The organism is Microcoleus sp. CAWBG640 (assembly GCF_020883015.1).
GTDB lineage: Bacteria > Cyanobacteriota > Cyanobacteriia > Cyanobacteriales > Microcoleaceae > Microcoleus > Microcoleus anatoxicus.
Genome location: NZ_JAHRFC010000017.1, coordinates 1 through 20832, shown reverse-complemented (window position 1 = coordinate 20832; position 20832 = coordinate 1). Strand labels below are relative to the sequence as shown.

The window sequence follows — 20832 nt, the reverse complement described above, 5'->3', positions numbered from 1 at the left end:
GGGACAAGAGCATTCTCAAAGTCCCCCTTCCCCCCTTGGGGGGGGGCAGGGGGGGGTGGGGATTTAGGGGGATCTAGACTTCGATACAAATGAGAGAGACAGAGGGTTTTAGTCTTAAGTTGATATCAATGGTGAGATGTGCATCGCCCTAGAAATAGATTATGATTAGTGTGAAATGTCAAATACATAGATTTTCGATGAATGAATCTGACACGGAAATTATAGAATCTACCCTGAGATGGATGACGGAGTTTGTCGAGTTACCACATCCAGTTTTCGGCGATTTACCCGTTTGTCCCTTTACTAAAACAGCACGCTTGGCCAATCAAATTTTATTCAAAATAAAACCGTTTTCAGATCTGACTGAGTTCGATCGCAATTCTGCCATAATGCAATCGATTTATGAATTTTACAATTCCGATTTTGAAATAATGTTAGTCATTAATCCTGAAAAAACAGCAATTAGTGCACCGCAAACTCAAGCATTAATAGAAAAACTCAATAATAATATTTCAGAGCTGGGTTTGCTGGCTTTTCACGTTCATCCCGATGAAGATTTTAATATTGACGGGCTTCATACTAGGAGGGCACCGTATCCGGGTTTCACCGTTCAAGCAAATTCTCAGCTTAAGCCAGTTTCTGATTCTTTACTGAAAACTGAATATTATAGAAATTGGACGGCCCAACAACTCAAATATTTCGGGATTCCGAGAAATTGACGATCGCCCGTTCTCCCCGCGCCTCTGGAAGCAACTACAATAAGTTCAGCAAAAAATCTTTACAGATTAAGAACTTATGCAGCTCAAGTCCACAACCCGCCATATTCGCATATATACCGCCATCCTGGAAGATAACGAACTTGTACCCAGCAACGATCTGTTGACACTGGACATTGACCCAGACAACGAACTGAACTGGAATGATGAGTCGGTTAAACAGGTGTATGCCAAATTCGATGAACTTGTAGATTCCTATGAAGGCGAGGATTTGACGGAATACAACCTCCGTCGCATCGGCTCGGAATTGGAGCATTTGGTGCGATCGTTCTTACAGAAAGGCCAAATCAGCTATAACCTCAACAGCCGTGCTGTCAACTACAGCATGGGAGTTCCCCAAGTGGATGCGAAAATTCACCTGTAAGGGCGTAAGAGCTATCTAGACTGCGATCGCCACTAGATGGGGAGATGGGGAGAAGGGGGAAAATCTGCTTTTATTCTTCTGGCTTCTGGCTTCTGGCTTCTGGCTTCTCCTCGATCTCCTCAGCTTCAACTGAACCATTTAGCTGGCCCTTGCGCTGCAAAAACTGTTTCACCGCCACCTGGCGGTTGGCCATGAAGTTACCCCAAGCACCGGGAAATACGCGATCGAGGGTTTCCACCAGCGCCCAAACCTCAAGATTCATCACTTTGTAGTAATGACCGTGGGAATGCTTAATCCGAGTTAGCATTTCGTCAACTTCGACCGCGGCAGGAAGTTTTGGGTCGGGAAAATTTTCAGGAACAGGGCTGGATTCCTCTAGGGGCATGGATAGATACTCAACTGCTTGGAGAGGCTTGTCAAATTAAACTTTAGTTGATTAATGACTCCATGTTATCAACAATCGCCTGAAAACCCGATCGACTAAATTCCAAGTTTCAAGGGTAGTTGCTGGATTTATTCAGCCTGGATTTACCCATGGTGCCAAATGATGTTAACACAGTGTTTTGGCGTGGTAAAATACCACTTGTCAGTACAAGACATTAAAACCTACCCTCCGACTGGGGGAAAGTTAGGACTGAGGAGCCCAGTTGCAAGACTAGGAGAGCAAACCGCGATTTTTGGTAACAGGATTGCGCCCTGAAACCCTAGCAATAGGGATATTAAGGCAACAAAGTCTTAAAATCCCCGCGTATGCGAGACCGGGGAGTGTAAAATAATCGCCACGTATTAACCCGTCGAGGTTCAAGCGCTAAAATAGTTCAGATCAGCACTGGGCCCAAAGGCGTCTAGGAACCCTTATGCAAAACTCTGTGCCAAACAAATACTTATGGGCTTTAGGTGAAGGGATAAAAGCTTGTAAACCGGGCGATCTAATTGCCGGTCGCTACAGGCTTAAGCGCGAGCGACTTCTGGTAGATACTCAACCCGAACAGTTACCGGAACTTCCCGAAGACATTCCCAACTTTATAACTCCTTATCTGAGACTGTTTGCCCATCAACTGCACGTACCCCAAGTATATGGGATGGTATCCTCCAAGGTCAGTAAGCTGTCGGGGGATATCTGGCTGCTGGAAAATTCGCCAATTAACAAGGTCAGCGAATCCTTGATGCCGGAATTGACGGACTCCTGGAGAGGGGCCTCGGCCATGCGTCAGCTTAATTGGCTGTGGCAAATTGCCCAACTTTGGCAGCCCTGTATTACTCAGGGCGTGGCTGCGACGCTGTTAACTCCCGAATTGCTACGGGTGGAAGGGCCTGTGGTGCGGTTTCTGGAGTTACAGCCCGATCGCAAACCACCTAATTTGTCGGAGTTGGGAAAGTTGTGGCAGCAGTGGCTGGATGAGGCTCACCCGGCTATCCTCAATTTTTTGGGGGAACTTTGCCGACAAATGATCGCCCGTCAGATTCGCAACGGCGAACAACTCGTGGCTCAGTTGGATAAGGCTCTGCTAATTTGTGGCAAATGGTACGATCGCACGGTGGAGATTGCCACCGGCACTGATGTGGGGCGATCGCGGGCCCACAACGAAGATGCTTGTCACCCTCCCAGTGGTACCGTACTGTCGGTGATGCCGGGATCGGAAGCTTGCGCGATCGTCTGCGATGGTATTGGCGGACAAGATGGTGGGGAAGTGGCTTCGGAATTGGCAATTTCTGTGCTCCGAAAAAAGTTGCAGCAAGTTGTCCTCCACAAGGATATTTACGAGCCACTGACTCTGATTTCCAAGCTGGAACGAGCTGCTTGTGCTGCTAATGACGAAATAGCCGATCGTAACGACAGCGAACACCGCCAGGGCCGCCAGCGCATGGGAACTACCCTAGTGATGGGTTTAGCCCACGTCCACGAACTTTATGTCGCCCACGTAGGAGACAGTCGGGCTTATTTGATTACTCGCGCTGGCTGCTATCAAGTTACTCTCGATGACGATGTGGCTTGTCGCGAGGTGCGTTTGGGCTATGCGCTGTACCGGGACGCTTTGGAACAGGTGGCCGCAGGTGCTCTGATTCAAGCTTTGGGGATTACTTCTTCTAACACTCTCCACCCTAGCGTGCAGCGTTTGGTGGTGGATGAGGACTGTGTTTTGCTATTGTGTTCCGATGGTTTGAGCGATAAAGACCGGGTTGAGGAATGCTGGGAAACGGAGATTTTGCCGATTCTTGACGGTAGCATTAGTGTGGCTTCGGCGCGCGATCGATTGATCGATATTGCTAATACTCGCAATGGTCATGATAACGTCACCATCGGCTTAATTCACTGTCAGGCACATTTGAAAGACAATACTTTTACAGAACTGTCCATTGCAGTTTTAGAACCGTCGCGGGAACCCATTCCTGACAGCGAAGATGTACCCACGGATTTGAACGATCGCACCAATACGGGTGACGGTAATTCTCAATTAAAAACTGAGTTTCTACAGCTACCACAAAAAGGCAAAAGTCTATTCTCGCTGTTGCTGAAAATAGTATTTTTATTAGGTTTGGGAGGAGTATTTGCTTATTTTTTCATCCCTCCGGTAGGTCGGGCGATCGATGCTGCCGGGGAATCAATGTTTGGGAAACGTGGTGTAATTAATACTAAAAGCAGTCCATCACCAACGGCAACACCCCTACCCGATCCGATTCAAGCTTTAGAACAAGGCTCGTTTATAGAAATTAAAAATTCTGCCGTTTCGGGAACCGAGGGCGATCGCTTGTATTTGCTAAAAAAAATCGGTGATGAGCTAAAAGGAACAGTCCCTGCCGGTAGCGTTTTGCAGGTAACAAACAAACAGCTTGCACCTGCCGGTAATTGGCTGGAATTGAAAGTTTGCTCGATTCCTGAAGTAGTAGCATCTAATTCTCCCAAACCAAAATCAATTAAAGATTTTTCGCGAGTTTTTAAACCAGAAACTAATCCTTCACCTGTTGTTTCTACTCCATCGCCTTCCCCCACTGTTAAACCAACTGTTGCAGTCCAAATCCCTAAACTGCAACCGGGGGAAGTGGGATGGATTCAAGAAAAAGATGCCCTGTCTCAGGTAGTCTCTAACCCAGCCTTAAACTCCAATCAACAGGGAAAATGTCTGGATGCTGATGCCACCAATCCCAATGGTAATTAAAGTATCAATACTAGATGCTGTCTCAAGAATTAGAGTAAGTTTTGTAAATAGGAAGATGCAGTTTGCTAAAGATAGAGTAATTTAAGGCAGACACAGACCTCAAATAAAATTTGGGGACCCTCAACCCAAAGATTCAACAGTCTCTTGATTTGATCTCAAACTATGACGAAAATCACAGATTATTTCCAGGGAGTTTATGCGGTAAATCTCCCTGAGAGGACAGATAGACGCAAACTCATAGTCAAGGAATTAGAGGTTGCAGGAATGCCCCTGAAACCCCATCAGGTTGAAATATTTCCTGCAATCCGCCCCGACGATGCAGGAGGTTTCCCCAGTATTGGCGCGAGGGGATGCTTTTCTAGTCATGTGGCTATCCTCAAGCGGGCAAAACAGGAGGGTTTGAGCAGTATCCTGATTGTCGAAGACGACTTAGAAATTTCACCAGATTTCAGCACAGAGCAAGCTGCCATCGTCGAACAACTGCGTCAGCAAGATTGGGATTTCGTATACTTCGGACACGTCGCAAAGGTTGGAGAAAAGTCTCCTGTCCCCCTGGTCCCCTTTTCTGAGGCGGTGATGACTACTCATTTTTACGGTGTAAACGGCAGGATTTTCGATCGCCTCTTGGGTTTTCTCGAACAAGTGCAACAGCGACCTCCTGGACATCCCGACGGTGGTCCGATGCACCTCGATGGAGCTTATTCAACTTTCCGGGCTCAAAATCCCGATGTTGTGACTTTGATTGCTTCTCCCAACCTGGGGTGGCAAAAGAGTTCCCGTAGTGACATCTATCCTAATCCGTGGTTTGACCGTGTACCGGGGATCAGGGAATTGGTAGCAGCAGTAAGAACAGGGAAAACATGGCTGAAGCGTCGTCTTTCTCGTTAGTAGAATTAGACTTGAAAATAGTTAGATTCTCTCCAATCTTTGCACACAATAGGCATCTACAATAATTGTGGAACAGGCATCTTGCCTGTTCAAAGCTTGCTTTTATGAGAGTTTTAATAGCCCGAAAAACAATTAAGTAATATCAATTCCGGTTGTATCGGAATGATTTAACCGCGAAGGCGCGAAGTACGCGAAGGAAGAGAAGATAGAGTTTAATACAGGACGATGAAGAGAGGATTTTATATAAGTCATATCGTTTCCGGCTGCATCGGAATGATTTAACCGCAGAGAACACAGAGGACACAGAGTCCGAGAATAGAGATCTGAATCATTCAGATGCTACCGGATTTGATATCACTCTAATGCTATAAAAAGCTAGCTGTTAAAACCCCGACTTGTTTACTAAGTCGGGGTCAAAGAGGCCTAACCTAATTTCTTAGATACTACTGACAAAGTTTTGATTAGTTTTATTTCCTATTTTTGACGATCGCAATAATTCTCTCAGTTGACCATTTTGACTATATGATACTACTATTGCTTACTACTGCTTACAAACTTAATAAAGTTTTATAATACCCCTGATCGAGATACTAGAATCGCTTTGATCTGCCTCTCCTACTGCTTTGGCGGTGGCCAGAATATTTCCCGAAGCAGTACCAATTAACCGTGCTTGATACTCCCCAGCCCGCTCCGGGACGGGGATTCTTGAAGAGTCCAGATGCGAACTTTCAAAGGCGAAATCAAAGCGCCTCTACCGACTCCTTTTAGACATAGCCCTAAAGTTGTCGCTACTTTTCGCAAAATATTCGCAGCGCCGTTGCAGTCTGCATTAATTTTGCTTCCATCTTTTGAACGATATAGTCCACGATTAACACGCTTCCCAGATTCTTTCCACCCTTCAGTTTTTTCACCGAACTTAGGTAGTTCATCTAAATCTAAAAAACTTGCCTTACTCGTATAGCTTTCTTCGGTTTCGACAAACCGAATGCCATACTGTTCACAAAGTTGAGAAATCCTATCCTTCAATCGAGCGGTAGGAATTTGCACAAAATTTTGATTCGTTTTGCTGCCAAGATTTATTTCTTGGCGCATCCCTTTGTTCCAGCCAAAAACGACTGTACCTATTTGGTTTTCAAGGCAGTGATTTAATACTAATCTAGCTGCTTTATTGACTGCATCTCTGACTTGCCTATTTCGTTTCTCTGTAATATGCGCCAATCGCCTAGACCAGAAGCTTTGAGGTCTATGTTCTTTAATCGCTGAAACCCGCTTGTTATACCATTGATTCAATGATTTTAGATGCCGCCCATCCACGATAAAACTTGTTCCCACATTGGAAACGCAGGTTAGCCAATTATTTAACCCTGGATCTATACCCAGAGATTTACCGACATCTAGTTCGAGTGCTGTTGGCTGGATTCGGTAGACAAACTCGACATAAAATTGCCCATTTTTTGGCAGAATGCGAATCTCTCTAATTTCCTTGTAGTTTAGGTTAGACGGCATCGGCAAATAGAATTCACCAATTCCAAACCATAGTTTAACCTTACTTCCTAACGGGAACCTCAATTGTCCATTTTTTAGCTTTACATCCGCCTTTGGGAAGCTCACAAATTTCAAGCTGTTTTTGCGGTACTTGGGCAATTTAGGCTGTTGCGTTACTGTGCCACTTTTGATACTTTTTAATAGTCCAATGTACGACTTGAAACACTCCGCAACGTTGGTCAATGTTTGTTGAGCAACATGGGAATACAGCGCTTTAAAATGAAGATTTTCCTTGAATAATTTATGCAGGTCGTACTTGCCGGGAATTTTCCCAGTTTTGAAATACAGTTGCCGAGAATAGTAAGTCCCACAGTTAGCTAGCTTGTTTGATTCTTCGCATACAAACTCTAGTACGCTTCTCAACTCTCGGTTTGGACTGAGTAAATTTTGCTGGCATCCATAACTAGACATTTTTTGGATTCTCAATGTACTGCTTAATTACTGAAATTGGCGCACCGCCAAGAGTTGCAATAAAGTAGCTATTAGTTCATAACGTTGGTAATCGACTTTTTAGCCAAGGAAATTCTTGGCGGAGGTATCTAGAGGAGCGTCCTTTCATATACCTAATTAGTTTGGCAATTCCCAATTGAGGATCGCATTCGACTAGGAGGTGGACATGATCGGGCATTACTTCCATTCCTAATTGTTTGCCAACTTCTGCTGCGGTGCCGGCATCCATTGTACCGCTGCGATTTTGCTGTTTGAGCACTTGTTCGAGTTTGCTGCGATCGACTACAGTGTCAGTCAATTTGAGATTCTAGCTTTCAGCCTCCATAAAACCCATCAACCAATTAGCCATCGTCGCCCTTCGAGTCTGTCTCGGTCCGAATTCCCCAATTTTATAGCCTTGAAACCCTAATTTTTCCTTCAATAACTGCTTGTTTTCTGGCAGGATCGATCGAGTCAATTTCACCGTTGCGGGTCTAGAATCGATAAAATCCGGCGGTTGTGGATACTCTGTGCGCCACTCCTCGGCCACATTTTCACTGTTCCACAGCCCAGTCTCTGCATCCCAACCGTAGCCTAAATATTGCCAAACTAAGCGATTGACAGCAGCATCGTCGATTTCTTCGTTGAGGATAGCCCAAATAGTTTCGTTATTCAGAGGTGGCAATTCAGACATATCTAAAGAAGGAAGATGGAAGAAGGAAGATGGAAGAAGGAAGATGGAAGAAGCTGCTTGTGGGGTGGGCGAATAGCCCGCCCACCCCACCAAAAATCAATTGTCGAAAATTCCGTCTTTCTGCGCCATAGACAACATCAAATCAATCACGCGACAAGAATAACCCCACTCATTGTCATACCAAGAAATAACTTTAAAAAACTTAGAATTCAGTTCAATTCCTGCACCAGCATCGAAAATACTCGATCGCCCATCTCCCTGAAAATCCGTCGAAACCACCGCATCTTCAGTATAGCCTAGAATACCTTTTAGTTCGCCCTCCGCAGCTTTTTTCATAGCTTCACAAATTTCTTTATAGCTAGTTTCCTTCGCCGTTTTGAAAGTAAGATCCACTACAGACACATCTGGAGTTGGCACGCGCAAAGCCATCCCCGTCAGTTTTCCTTTCAATTCTGGCAATACCAAAGTAACAGCTTTCGCCGCACCAGTAGAAGATGGAATAATATTTTGACCCGCACCTCTTCCTCCCCGCCAATCTTTGATGCTGGGTCCGTCTACTGTGGGTTGAGTAGCTGTCATCGCATGAACTGTAGTCATTAAACCTTCTTCTAAACCGAAGTTATCGTTGATAACTTTGGCAATGGGTGCTAGACAGTTTGTAGTGCAGCTAGCATTAGAAACAACAGTATCTTTTGTCGGATCGAACTTGTGATGGTTGACTCCTACTAGAAAAGTTGCCACTTTTTCAGGATCTTTGGTTGGTGCTGAAAGTATTACTCGTTTTGCTCCCGCAGTCAAGTGTTTTGATGCGCCGGCAAAATCGGTAAACAATCCGGTAGACTCTACAACATAATCTGCATTCGTGTCACCCCAAGGCAATTCAGCGGGATTTCTGATTGACGTACAGGGGATAAATTTTCCGTCAACAATAATGCCGTCTGGTTTGGCTTCAACTTCGCCGTCGTAAATGCCATGGGTGGAGTCGTATTTGAAAAGGTAAGCGAGGTTGTCTGGTGGAACTAAGTCATTAATACCGACAAATTCGATATTGGGGTTTTTGATGCCGGCGCGCATCACTAGCCGTCCAATACGACCAAATCCGTTGATACCAACTTTTAGGGTAGCCATGATTTAAACTCCTCTGCAAAATATCGCTATCTCGATCGCAACTTGTGCGTTAAAACTTACCACGGCAATCCCTTGGTGCAACTTAATCTTTTTTATATCTTAAGAATTTGGTAATTGGTAATGACAACAGTCAACAGTCAACAGTCAACAGTCAACAGACTACTGACTACTGACTACTGACTTCCTACCCAACACACCTAGTAATTAGCAATTCCACCGCATCCGAAATAAAGCACGACCCACCAAACTTATTCAGAACTGGTCTAATGTTTTCTGCGACTGCTGATACTTGATCGGGAGAACAAAAAGCCAGCACATAAATGTTATCCAGGGTCGTCATTGAGGAATCGCGGGAAACATGATCCCTGGTGCTTTTTCCAGCAACATCACGAATCACCGAATAACCAGGCACTCCTGCCTTATCTAAGCCATCTAAAATCTTTCCCAGCTCAACTGAATGAGCTATGATTTCTATTCTTTTAACTGAATCCATCATCTCACCTCCAAAATATATTGATTACATATAGATACATGGGAATACCTACAATGATATTAAACGGAAACGTCACTGCTAAAGCCGTTGAAATATAAAGACTTGGGTTAGCTTCGGGAACAGTTAGCCGCATGGCTGCTGGAACTGCTATATAAGAAGCACTGGCGCACAATACCGAAAACAGCAAAGCATCTCCTTGTGGCATTCCAATTAATTTCGCTATTAGCAAACCAATTACTGCATTTACTATAGGAATTAGGATGGCAAAACCGATCAGAAAAATTCCTGCTTCTTGCAAATCTTTAATTCTGCTGGCGGCGACGAGTCCCATGTCCAACAAGAAAAAAGTCAGAACGCCGTAAAACAAATCTTGGGTAAAAGGACTCAGCACTTGCCAACCATGTTCTCCTGTCAGTATACCCATAATTAGGCTACCAATGAGCAGAAATACAGAGCTATTCAGGAAGGATTCTTGCAGCACTTCTGGCCAAACTATTTCGCGTTTTCCTTCTTCCCCGCCGAAGACGCTAACGAGAATTAGACCGACGATAATTGCTGGGGATTCCATTAATGCTAGGGCTGCTACCATGTAGCCGTTAAAGTCAATTCCCAGTTCTTTGAGGAAAGAAGTGGCGGTGATAAATGTTACCGCACTGATGGAACCATAGGTAGCTGCTATCGCAGCAGAATTGTAAGAATCTAGTTTGATTCTCAGTATAAAGAAAGTATAAACGGGTACAAGTGCTGACATCAACATCGCTGCGAGAATTGTCAGTGCAACTTGCTGGTCGATGCCACTTTTTGCCAGTTCAACTCCGCCCTTAAATCCGATCGCAAACAGTAAGTACAATGAAAACAATTTGGGGATTGGTGCTGGAATTTCTAAATCAGATTTGAGAAAAACTGCCAGCAGTCCCATAAAAAAAGCTAATACGGGTGGATTTAAGATATTTGATGATACGAGACTTAAATCCACGATCGGTTACTCCCATGTCTGATTTTTTATCTTACTTCACAGGTAATTGTGACACGAGAATGGATCGATCGGGCGATCGATCTTATTTTTTGTGACTATGGAACTGTTGAACCCAAACCTCGCCAGAAAGGGGCAAGACATCTTCCTGCCCCTTCCCTTCCTAGGGAAGGGAGTTAGGTATTTTTTCCTAACTAGCAGCCAAATAAGATTCTAGGGCTTCGGAGCCACCAATCAATTTGCCATCGATAAATACTTGTGGCACTGTGGTTGCCCCAGTTACTGCACGGAGCGATCGAGTTGTGATATCTTGACCCAAGACGATTTCTTCATAATCCAAGCCCTTTTCAGTCAGCATTGCCTTAGCGCGGGCGCAGAAGGGACAGCCGACTTTGGTGAACAAAGATACAACTTTGGGCTTTGCTGCTGCGGAGTTGATGTAGTGAAGCATCGTATCAGCATCGGACACCTTGAAAGGGTCCCCAGGCTCTTCCGGCTCAATAAACATTTTTTCTATTAAGCCATCTTTCACTAGCATAGAATAGCGCCAAGACCGCTTACCAAAACCTAAATCTGTTTTGTCAACCAGCATTCCCATGCCTTCAGAAAATTCGCCGTTACCGTCGGGAATTAAGGTAACATTGTCCGATTCTTGGTCTTTTGCCCATTCGTTCATCACAAATGTGTCATTGACGGAAATGCAAACAATTTCATCTACACCATTGGCTTTGAAAGTTTTGGCTAATTCGTTGTAACCGGGGAGGTGCGTTGACGAACAAGTGGGAGTAAATGCTCCAGGTAGCGAAAATACTACTACGGTTTTGCCTGCAAACAAATCAGCGGTGGTGACATCAACCCACTCGTTATCTTTGCGGGTGCGAAAGGTGACATTGGGTACTCTTTGACCTTCTTTGTTCGGCAGCATGATTTTGAATCCTTTAGTATTTGGGTTAAATTCACTTGCTGCTCTAATCGTACTCATAACGAGTATGACTTGTCAATGGGGAGAGTGGAAGAGGGGGAGAGGGGGGGGTGGGGGAGAGGGGGAGAGGGGGAGCTACCAATGCCCAATGCCCCATTGGTGTCAACTTAAGCTCAAATCCAGTCAGAGATTGCTGTTTGACTATTAAATCCAGATCCCCCCTAGCCCCCCTTAAGAAGGGGGGAACAAGATTCCGATCAAAGTCCCCCTTCCCCCCTTGGGGGGGGCTAGGGGGGGGTGGGGATTTAGGGGGATCTAGACTTGGCGTAAAAGCGAGAGATACCAAAGCTTTCAGGCTTAAGTTGACACTAATGCCCGATGCCCCATGCCCGATGCCCGATGCCCTATTCCCAATTAAACTTTCTGCCTAAATATTCCTCTAATTCCTGATTGTAAGGTGTGAAATAATCACTCAACCGATCGCGCACCGAATCACTGATAGGCTGGTAATAACCTGGATTAGCATTTTGGTACTCAGGTAATTGATATTCTGGCAAATCTAAAAAATCTAAAACTTGCAAAACAGTCGTCGCAGTACCTGCATAAAAATCTTCGCTTCTCAAAATTAATAACTGTTCTTTAGGAAAACAAGCCAGCCAGTTTTTGATAAATTCTATATACCTACCGCGAGCTAAATAATTACCCGGTTCCTCGCCAATGATGTATGCTGGATTTTGAGCCAATCGTGCAATTTCATCGCTAATTGCTCGATCGAACGATCGCCCTTCCCAGTTTAACTCAGTCAAGCGGTAGAATTGAGAAATAGCGCGATCGACCGGATTGCGCAAAAGTACAATCAGCTTCACCTCTGGAAAAGCGCTGTAGAGCCGTTCTGGTGCTGCCAGAGAGTCAAAATAGCTGGGACTGGCTTCGCCGGTCAAAAATTGCTCCCCGGCTGGCATCGGTGGAAAATGAGCCAAATACCAATCAATCCCTCTGTCAAAGTGCCACGAGAAAAAATCCATCTCCTTTTTAATGGGAGTCAAAATTTGCGGGTGTTGAGCTAAATAAGTGTACAGAGAAGTTGTGCCGCACCGCTGGGAACCAATGATGATAAAATTGGGAATTTTGACTGATTTTAAGTTCCAATGCTGTTGTTTTTTAGCGACGAGATATGCGAAAGTTTGTTTGAAACTGACCGTTCGATAACAATCAATCGCATTGGTGATTTTGCCTTGTCTCGTCAAAACTTCCCCTAAATTCAGATAAGGCCAAAAAGCATCCGGTTTTGCTGCAACAACTTCGTGGCAAAGATTTTCAACTTTATCTAGCTTATTTTGCTTTACCAAAACTTCCCACAAATTGTAATAAAACCACCAAGGAATGTCGGGATTTATTTCTATTGCCTTTAAGAACGAGACTGCTGCTTCATCCCACTTTTTTTGATGGCTTAAAACAGCACCTAAATTGTAATAAGACCAGCAATCATCGGGTTTTTGGGCGACTATTGCGCGAGATGAGGCTAAAGCGCTAATGCACTTTTCTTGTTCCTGCAAAAATTCCCCTAATTGCGCCCTCCACATATCACAATCTGGCTCATTTGTCAAGAGTAGTTTGCAAAAGATAATTGCGCTTTTTGGGCGATCGCACCGTGCTAAACTTCTCCCTAAATCCAAATAAAACTCTCGATTTTCCGGTACAACTGGGAATTGACATTGTTGAAACACAGAATTCAAATCAGACTCTGTTTGTCGGAGTACATAACCCAACTTCTCGTAGATTCCCGGCAAATCTCGATCAATTACAATAGCTTTTAAATAAGCATTAATCGCTTCATCCCACTTTTTTAGCTGAATCAAAGCATCGCCTAAATTGCCGAAAGACCAAGCAAAATCCGACTTAAGTTCAATTTCGCAGCGGTAAGCAGTAGCAGCTTCCTCCCATTGTTCTAGCTTGAGCAAAACATCGCCCAAATTGTGATGAGACCACGAAAATTCAGGATTTAACTCAACAGCTTTGTTGTACGCAACGACAGCCTCATCCCACCGTTCTAGTTTCACAAAAACATCGCCCAAACAGTGATAAGACCACGAAAAATCGGGATTCAATTCAACAGCTTTTTGGTACGCAATCACAGCCTCATCAAATTTCCCACTTTCTTGCAGGGAATTACCCAAATTATGGTACTCATTATCCATGGGAAACTCCTGCAAGATTCATTAACTTCTCCAGCGAGTTCAAATCCAACTGCATATTTTTATGTACGGGTTTTTCAATAGTTCCGTCATCCAACAAATCGCCAATTAAATAGTAATGTTCCAAATCGCACAAATTGCTAATCATCCAATAACAATACGGCACGTAAATAGGAGAAAAAATCTCAATTACCTTAGTTCCCGGAGAGCAGAAAACTAGATTAGTCAATCCACCTCCGTGAGGTGCTACAACTACTTTAGCAGCAGCCAAACAAGCTGCTTGTTCCGCTACCGACATCGTTTCCAGTTGGACACTCCGAAACCCAAATTTTTCCAAAAAATTCATTACTTCTTCATCGTTGACAATTCGCCGATAAGAGGCTTTTTGTCTACTGATATAAATTCGTTCTGAATAATTTATTTTTAGTGGTTTCTGTGTAGTTAAAAAAGCTTGTTTCAGATAATCGCATTTCCATTTAGAAACTGCTCCCGCTCCATCATAAAAAATTGACGGAACTATTAATTTATCTGCGGTGATGTGTAGATTACAGCGACTTTCTAAAATTTTATGTTCAGGAATTCCTAAAGTATTTAAAGTTTCTTTTTGGTAAGCAGAATCGCAGGCGTTGACAACAAACTTATCTATACTTTCGATTAACCCGCTTCTTTGCAAAAGGTCAAATCGAGTCATGACATCAAACATCCAATGAAAATAAGCCGCTCCTCCCCAACGTGCTGATAAAAAAGCCACATTTCCATCAATATGTTCCACGGGAGGTAATTTGTCGGAAGTAATGACTAATTCAGCACAACCCATTGAGATATCGCCAACAAGTTTGTTGTCTGAAGTAATGGCGGCGGTAGTGACGACATCAGCCCAAGCTCGTCCCTTTGGTAGTAAGGTAACAAAAGCTTTTCTTGCGTGAGTTTGATCGGCCCAAAATCTGTTGTTGCTGTCGGTAGTTTTGGAAGCTAATAAATTGATTTGACTGGCTGGATGGATGTCAATACAAGTAATGTTCGGATTTGACTCGGCGACGATTGCCAAATCTTCTGTAAATCCACAGTATTTTTGCAGTACACTTAATGGTAAGATTTGATTGCTAAATTTTGCCAGATCGATCTCATCGACTTCTCCTAGTTGTTCCAGAGCATAACCTATACTATCATAAACTTCAAACAAATCGGGTTGGATTTGTAGTGCTTGAATTAAATTAGTTACTGCCGGTTCCCACTGCTGTTTTTCAATTAAAGTTAAACCCAATCCTTCATAAAACCAACAGGATTTGGGTTCCAGATTAATGCCTTGTTCATAAATTGCGATCGCACTTTCCCAATCCCCTTGTTTTCGCAGTGCATCACCCAACTTTTTGTAGAGCCAAATAGTCTCCGGCGACAAATCAACAGCACGGCGAAAAGCCACTGCTGCTTCCGGCCAATTTTCTTGCTCTTCCAGCACTTCTCCCAAACTATTATATAGCCAACAAAAGTCAGTATTCAACTCAACAGCTTTGCGATAAGCAACCTCCGCTTCCTCCCAATTTTTCAATGCAATTAAAGCCTTACCCAACTTGTCGTAAGCCCAACAAAAATCAGGATTCAATTCAATGACTTTGCGGTAAGCGACAGCAGCTTCCTCCAACTCAACCAGCTCCATCAAAACATCACCCAAACTGCTGTAACTCCAACAAAAATCAGGATTCAACTCAATTGCTTTGCGGTAAGCAGCCGCAGCATCAACATATTCCTCAATCGCCTCCAAAGTCTCACCCAAATAGTGGTAAGCCCAACTAAAATTTGGATTCAATTGAATTGCCTGTCTGTAAGCGGTGATAGCTTGGTCAAACAGTTCTTTTTCTTGTAAATTTTTACCTAACTTATGGTAAAGTGAGTAAGTTCCCGACTTAATTTTAATAGCTGTTTGATAGCGGACGATCGCCTCATCGGCATAACCCGTATTTGCCGCAATATCCCCCAGCTTTTCCCAACCTTGAGACAAGAGTGCTTGCTCCTTCCCCAAGTTTTGATTACCAGTTTTTTTGACAATCAGTTGATAGCCTTTATGAACTACTTCTAACTGACTTCCAAACATCTCCAGAAAAACATCTATCCCGATTTTAGTATCTTGCTCCGGGCTGTCTGGAAACGTAAATTCGTAATCATCAAAAATCATCAATCCCCCAACTTTCACCAACCTCCAGGATAAAATCGCATCTTGCAGGGCACTGGTGGGTTTGTGACAGCCGTCAACGTAGGCAATATCATAATATTCCGAAGTTAAATTAACTAATAAATCTTGAGAATAGCCTTCTAATTCAATGACTCGCTCTGCTAGTTCAGTTTTCGCAATATTCCCCTTAAAATGTTGTTGGAAGTGTAAATCAATGCAAGTAATTTTGGCTGTGGGGTGAGTTAAAATATTATCCAACAACCAGCAAGCAGACATTCCTTGAAAACTGCCGATTTCCACAACTTGAAATTCTGGAATTCCTGCCAAGGGTTGCAAATGTCGTCGCCAAATAGGGATATTGTGGGTAAACCAATCTTGGGTAAATTGATAATTTTTCGTCGCACATTCAGCCCACCCCCTCAATGCGCTGGCTTTTTGGTGACAGACAATTGCTTCGTCTAATTCGCCTAATTGTGGTAAAATGTTGCCTAAATCGTTGTAAGCTTGAGAATCATTGGGGGCGATCGCAATTTGGTGACGGTAAGTGGCAATTTGTGCGTATAACTCCCGTTGTTTCTGGCGCGCCTCATCCAGTTTGGCAACAACTTCCGGCACCTTGGGTTCTATTTGCAGCGCCATTCTATAAAAGACGATCGCACCTTCCAACTGTTTCTGCTTAGCTAAACTATTTCCTAAATTTAGATAAAATTCCGCTCCATCTAACTCAATCCCCAGCAATTTGTGGTAAATTTTGCCACTAGGAAGCATCTCAATATCTTGACAATAACTAACAATTGTGTTATCGAGACCAGACTCGCTACGTTTCCGCAAAACATATCCCAATCTCTGATTAATTCCCGTCAAATTTGGTTCAAGCTGAATCGCACGCAGGTAAGCAGCAACCGCTTCATCCCAGGATTTTTCACAGGTTAAGGCAATGCCCAAATTGAGGTAAAACCAAGGAACATTTGGATTTAATTCTATAGCTTGTCGGTAGCAAATCACCGCTTCTTCCCACACTTGTTTGTGAGCCAAAGCTTCCCCTAAGTAATTATGAGCCCAAGCCGAATTACTGTTAATTTTAAGGGCTTGGCGGTAACAGTTAATTGCTGCATCTAACTCACCCTTTTGTACCAAAATATTGCCCAATCCCAGGCAGGCACGAGCATATTTTGGATTGATTTCAATACTTTTTTGGTAACAGGAGATTGCCCTGTCTAATTCTCCTTGAGCCGCCCAAATTTTACCCAAACTGTGGTAAGATTCAAAGGAGTCGGGATTAATTTTAATGACTTTCCGGTAGTTGGCGATCGCCTCTTCCCACCTTTTTTCCCGAAATAGGACCTCTCCCAAATTATGATAAGCTATTAATAATTTAGGATCGATTTGAATTGCCCGCGAATAACATTCAATAGCCCGATCGCACTTATCTTGTTCCACTAAATGATTTCCGAGGGTGACGTACTCCTCAGCCGTTGCCCAATTCGGCTCGATATTAAAAGCTTGATACCAACACTCTGTAGCTGTTTCTTGCTTCTGCAACTGCGTCCAAACTATCGCCAACTGTCGGTAAGCAGCAGCAAATTTCGGTGCGAGGGAAATTGCTTTTTCACAAGCTGCGATCGCCTTTTCCCACTGTTTTAGCTGAGAATACAAAATGCCGAGATTAGCGTAAACTTCTGGTAAATTGGGATTGCGATCGATCGCCGCTTCATACCACTGTTTAGCTTGCTCAATTTCTCCTCGAAGCTGCATTACTTTTCCCAGTGTCTGACAAGCTGTCGCCAAATTCGGCTGAATTTTCAGGGCTGACTCACAAGCAGCCACCGCCTCATTTAACCTACCTTCAGCTAAATAAACTTCTGCTTGCTGACTCAAATCAACCGCTGCTTTTTCCATCTTATCAATCGAGGGCATAATTTCCACTACTCTAGACGCCAACTAACCCAAACCAACCACTTCAACCATCCTCTTGAGCGAACTCAAGTTCACCAAGATATCCTCTGTCAGGGAATTTTGATACATCAACTGTCTAATAGGATAACACTCAAAAGCCTCCCCAGTTAAAAAGTAATGTTCCAACTGCAAATATTGACTGGTTCCCCAGTAATAATGGCTGATATAATGAGGCGACATCAACTCAATTACTTTAGTTCCACCCTGACAAAAAAGCGTATTTGTCAACCCGCTACCGTGGGCTGCAACTATTACCTCAGCATGATAAAAATAGGCAATTTGCTCCTCCAGAGACATAGATTCAGGTAAAATAGAAACAAACCCAAATTCTGCCAAAACCTCAACCACATCTGCCTCATTCAAGACTCGCCGATATCTAGCTTTACTACGACTGATATAAAGCCGTTTTGGGTAGTGAGAACTAGGTATAATTCCCTTCAGAAACTCTCCTCTCAAAAAATCGATCGCCCAGCCAGAAGGCCAGCCCAAATATCCAGCAAAAGATGGTACAATTAACTCTGTGGCTTGAATGTGAGGCAGGCGATCGCTCTCCAAGACTTTTTCCTCTGGAATCCCCAGAATTCTCAGACTATCCCGTTGAAATTGATGCTGGCAACTATTCACCAAAAACCAATCAATCTCCGCCAAATCCCTACCACTTCGCCGCAGCAATTCTATTCTCGGCAAAACATCAACCATCCAGTGAAAATAGACATTTCCCGATAAACCAGAAAGCACCGCCACCCTACCTTCAATCTGCTTTAAAGGTGGAAAGGATTCTAAGTTAAAAACGCTATGTTTTCTGATATCATGTTTCTCGCATCCAGGCAAAAATCCCGGATAATCTCTCGACACATCACCCAACAAATAGTTATCAGGAGTAATCACTGCGATCGCCTTACAAATCAACCAATAATTTTCCTGTGGCACAATCCAACTTCGCCCATTAGGAATTGCAGCAACAAAAGTCTTGGGCGACTCCACAGGTAGCGGTTGCGAGTTGGACAAACGGCAAACTCCCCAACCCAAATGTATCGGATCGAACCACTTAGAAATTCGATGCAAACACAACCCACAAGTTAAACCACCACAATCAGAATTAGCTAATTGGGAATTGGCAATTGGCAATTGGCAATTGGAAGTATTTTCGGCCCTTGCATCGGCTGCATATTTCCAAACTATCTCAACATAATTACCCGCATCCAACCTAGCATTAACCAACCAATCCCAAGTAGATAAATAAATACCTTGAGGAAGTTCCATCGCCCTTGAATCTACGGCAATACAATCACCTTGTGGCGATAATTCCGGCTGTGAATAGCCGTAGGATTGCAACTCCAAAACTTTTTGATAATAATCGATCGCCCGTTCCCAATGGCCCTGTTTTTGCAGAACTTTTGCCAACTCAAAATAAACTTGCGGTAGAGCAGGCTGAATAGCCAAAGCCCTGTGGTATAGAAAAATAGCAGCATTTAAGCGCTTTTGCTTTACCAAAGAATTGCCCAGCCGCCAATAAAGCTCTGTATTTTGAGGCTGAATTTGTAAAGCTTTTTGATAGTAAATTGTCGCCGATTCGTGACCGCCGTACTCTGTTAAAGTATTCCCTAAATGTATGTAAATTTCTGCTAAATTATCGCAAATTTCACCCATTGAAAATTGGGCATTGAGAATAGCTTCTTTCTCTTTCTTTTCCCCCCTTGGGGCCGGGTTCTTTTTTCCCCCCTTGGGGGGGGTAGGGGGGGGTTCTTTTTTCCCCCCTTGGGGTGGGGTTCTTTTTTCCCCCCTTGGGGGTAAGGGGGGGGTGACTTCTGACTTCTTCCTTCCCCCTTTGGGGGATGCAGGGGCGGGTTGACTTCTGACTTCTTCCTGATTTTCCCCCCTTGGGGGGGGCAGGGGGGGGTTGACTTCTGACTTCCTTCCCATCAATGCTTGCAAAAATCTACCACAAGCTACGATCGCCTTTGAGAATTCATCATCATCATCTCTAGCAAATTGCTCCCTCTGTGCCAAATCACAATAAGCCTCAACAAAATCGGGTTTGACAGCAATTGCTTGGGCAAAATACGCCAAAGCTTGGGTAATTTTGCCCAAAGCCATCAGAGAAAATCCGGCATCAGTATAGCCCGAAATATAGTCGGGATTGAGCTCGACTACGCGATCGAAACAAGCAACAGCCGCCGAATGTTCCCCTTGTATTTGCCACGCCTTCCCCAGATTGTAATGAGCCAAAACCAGATCCGGCTCCAACTCGATCGCTCTTTGATAAGCTGCGATCGCCCCATCGGGATTTTTGTCAAGCAATACTTGAGCCAAATTATTATAAAGACTCGCCGAATCTGGCTGAATCGCCAGCCCAGCCAGGTAAATTTCCCTCGCTTCTGGAATGCGATCCTGCTTTACCAAAGTGCAGCCTAAATTGTTGTAAGCATCGATATAATCAGGCTGGAGAGCAATTACCTGTCGGTAGCTATCTATGGCTGCTTCGAGCTGATTATTTTCAGCTAAAACCACAGCCAGATTGTACAAAGCAAGTACATAATTGGGTTTGAGAGCGATCGCCTGTTGATAACAGTCGATCGCCCCCAACAAATTCCCCTGTTTATGAACCACATTACCCAAGTTATAATATAGTTCCGGCCAGTCTGGTTTCAAATCCAGAGCTTGCCGATAGTGAAAAGCCGCCTCATCCAGCCACCAATACTCGCTATATAATTGACCCAAATAAGCATGAGCCATAAAAAACCCTGGCGAAATTTCCAAAGCTTGCACAAAAGCATCTCTCGCCGCCGTCGGATCTCCCTGAGCTTCTAGGATTTCGCCCAAAGTCGTGTAAGCTGAGGGTGAAAAAGGCTGAAGTTCGATCGCCTTTTTGCAACAATCCATCGCCTCAGTTAACTTTCCCCGGTTCAAATAAACCTGGGCTTGCCCGATATATTCTTCAATACTCATTACTCGCCAGCAGTTGCAGTTTATTCACCCTAAATTTTAATGTTTAAACTTTTTGATATTTTACGATCCGCTCTATAAGACTTAGACAAAGTTAGACACCGTTAGATGTTTTTACTCTGATGCTTATTTCCTGTTTCAGCGTAGTCTCAGAATGACTTCTGAGGGTTTGTCTACTCCACAGGCAATCTCGGT

At 43.9% G+C, this 20832-nt stretch carries 14 protein-coding genes and 1 pseudogene; 4 read left to right on the top strand and 11 right to left on the bottom strand.

Annotated elements, in window-relative coordinates:
- The first annotated feature begins 197 nt into the window (after positions 1-197).
- Positions 198-719: a hypothetical protein gene (locus AAFP11_RS11310; protein ID WP_341737157.1), complete on the top strand. Its 522-nt coding sequence runs from the start codon at positions 198-200 to the stop codon at positions 717-719.
- 76 nt (positions 720-795) lie between these two features.
- Positions 796-1140, top strand: coding sequence for an NAD(P)H-quinone oxidoreductase subunit M (locus AAFP11_RS11305; protein WP_341737156.1), 345 nt, complete (start codon positions 796-798; stop codon positions 1138-1140).
- A gap of 70 nt (positions 1141-1210) precedes the next feature.
- Here the strand turns inward: AAFP11_RS11305 and AAFP11_RS11300 are convergent, their stop codons facing one another.
- Entirely contained in the window at positions 1211-1525 is a 315-nt protein-coding gene (locus AAFP11_RS11300) for a hypothetical protein (RefSeq protein ID WP_340519463.1), read from the bottom strand.
- Positions 1526-1997: 472 nt separating this feature from the next.
- Here AAFP11_RS11300 and AAFP11_RS11295 point away from each other — a divergent pair, with 472 nt between their 5' ends.
- Positions 1998-4298: a protein phosphatase 2C domain-containing protein gene (locus AAFP11_RS11295; RefSeq protein WP_341737155.1), complete on the top strand. Its 2301-nt coding sequence runs from the start codon at positions 1998-2000 to the stop codon at positions 4296-4298.
- Positions 4299-4460: 162 nt separating this feature from the next.
- Positions 4461-5186, top strand: coding sequence for a glycosyltransferase family 25 protein (locus AAFP11_RS11290; protein WP_341737154.1), 726 nt, complete (start codon positions 4461-4463; stop codon positions 5184-5186).
- A gap of 660 nt (positions 5187-5846) precedes the next feature.
- Here AAFP11_RS11290 and AAFP11_RS11285 read toward each other — a convergent pair.
- The 10 genes and pseudogenes from AAFP11_RS11285 to AAFP11_RS11240 form a co-directional block, all read right to left on the bottom strand.
- The gene (locus AAFP11_RS11285; RefSeq protein WP_340519467.1) at positions 5847-7142 is read right to left on the bottom strand and encodes a transposase; all 1296 of its coding nucleotides are present in this window, start codon (positions 7140-7142) and stop codon (positions 5847-5849) included.
- Positions 7135-7479, bottom strand: a pseudogene (gene tnpA / locus AAFP11_RS11280) (IS200/IS605 family transposase). The gene AAFP11_RS11285 and the pseudogene tnpA overlap by 8 nt, the downstream one beginning before the upstream one ends.
- 9 nt (positions 7480-7488) lie before the next feature.
- Entirely contained in the window at positions 7489-7854 is a 366-nt protein-coding gene (locus AAFP11_RS11275) for a DUF1823 family protein (RefSeq protein WP_341737153.1), read from the bottom strand.
- A gap of 96 nt (positions 7855-7950) precedes the next feature.
- Entirely contained in the window at positions 7951-8982 is a 1032-nt protein-coding gene (gene gap, locus AAFP11_RS11270) for a type I glyceraldehyde-3-phosphate dehydrogenase (protein WP_341737152.1), read from the bottom strand.
- A 184-nt stretch (positions 8983-9166) separates the two neighbouring features.
- Positions 9167-9478, bottom strand: a complete 312-nt coding sequence (locus AAFP11_RS11265) for a P-II family nitrogen regulator (RefSeq protein ID WP_341732197.1) — start codon at positions 9476-9478, stop codon at positions 9167-9169.
- 1 nt (position 9479) lies between these two features.
- Positions 9480-10451, bottom strand: coding sequence for a sodium-dependent bicarbonate transport family permease (locus tag AAFP11_RS11260; RefSeq protein ID WP_341737151.1), 972 nt, complete (start codon positions 10449-10451; stop codon positions 9480-9482).
- Positions 10452-10638: 187 nt separating this feature from the next.
- Positions 10639-11373, bottom strand: coding sequence for a glutathione peroxidase (locus AAFP11_RS11255; protein ID WP_341737212.1), 735 nt, complete (start codon positions 11371-11373; stop codon positions 10639-10641).
- Between the two features lie 401 nt (positions 11374-11774).
- A complete protein-coding gene (locus AAFP11_RS11250) occupies positions 11775-13568 on the bottom strand; it encodes a tetratricopeptide repeat protein (protein WP_341737150.1) in 1794 nt (597 codons plus the stop codon).
- Entirely contained in the window at positions 13561-17652 is a 4092-nt protein-coding gene (locus AAFP11_RS11245; RefSeq protein ID WP_341737149.1) for a tetratricopeptide repeat protein, read from the bottom strand. The genes AAFP11_RS11250 and AAFP11_RS11245 overlap by 8 nt, the downstream gene beginning before the upstream one ends.
- Before the next feature lie 24 nt (positions 17653-17676).
- Positions 17677-20640, bottom strand: coding sequence for a tetratricopeptide repeat protein (locus AAFP11_RS11240; RefSeq protein WP_341737148.1), 2964 nt, complete (start codon positions 20638-20640; stop codon positions 17677-17679).
- Positions 20641-20832: the final 192 nt, after the last annotated feature.

Coding starts and splice junctions, on each gene's coding strand:
- AAFP11_RS11310 (WP_341737157.1), top strand. CDS start 198: ATGAATGAATCTGACACGGAAATTATAGAATCTACCCTGAGATGGATG.
- AAFP11_RS11305 (WP_341737156.1), top strand. CDS start 796: ATGCAGCTCAAGTCCACAACCCGCCATATTCGCATATATACCGCCATC.
- AAFP11_RS11300 (WP_340519463.1), bottom strand. CDS start 1,525: ATGCCCCTAGAGGAATCCAGCCCTGTTCCTGAAAATTTTCCCGACCCA.
- AAFP11_RS11295 (WP_341737155.1), top strand. CDS start 1,998: ATGCAAAACTCTGTGCCAAACAAATACTTATGGGCTTTAGGTGAAGGG.
- AAFP11_RS11290 (WP_341737154.1), top strand. CDS start 4,461: ATGACGAAAATCACAGATTATTTCCAGGGAGTTTATGCGGTAAATCTC.
- AAFP11_RS11285 (WP_340519467.1), bottom strand. CDS start 7,142: ATGTCTAGTTATGGATGCCAGCAAAATTTACTCAGTCCAAACCGAGAG.
- AAFP11_RS11275 (WP_341737153.1), bottom strand. CDS start 7,854: ATGTCTGAATTGCCACCTCTGAATAACGAAACTATTTGGGCTATCCTC.
- gap (WP_341737152.1), bottom strand. CDS start 8,982: ATGGCTACCCTAAAAGTTGGTATCAACGGATTTGGTCGTATTGGACGG.
- AAFP11_RS11265 (WP_341732197.1), bottom strand. CDS start 9,478: ATGATGGATTCAGTTAAAAGAATAGAAATCATAGCTCATTCAGTTGAG.
- AAFP11_RS11255 (WP_341737212.1), bottom strand. CDS start 11,373: ATGCTGCCGAACAAAGAAGGTCAAAGAGTACCCAATGTCACCTTTCGC.
- AAFP11_RS11250 (WP_341737150.1), bottom strand. CDS start 13,568: ATGGATAATGAGTACCATAATTTGGGTAATTCCCTGCAAGAAAGTGGG.
- AAFP11_RS11245 (WP_341737149.1), bottom strand. CDS start 17,652: ATGCCCTCGATTGATAAGATGGAAAAAGCAGCGGTTGATTTGAGTCAG.
- AAFP11_RS11240 (WP_341737148.1), bottom strand. CDS start 20,640: ATGAGTATTGAAGAATATATCGGGCAAGCCCAGGTTTATTTGAACCGG.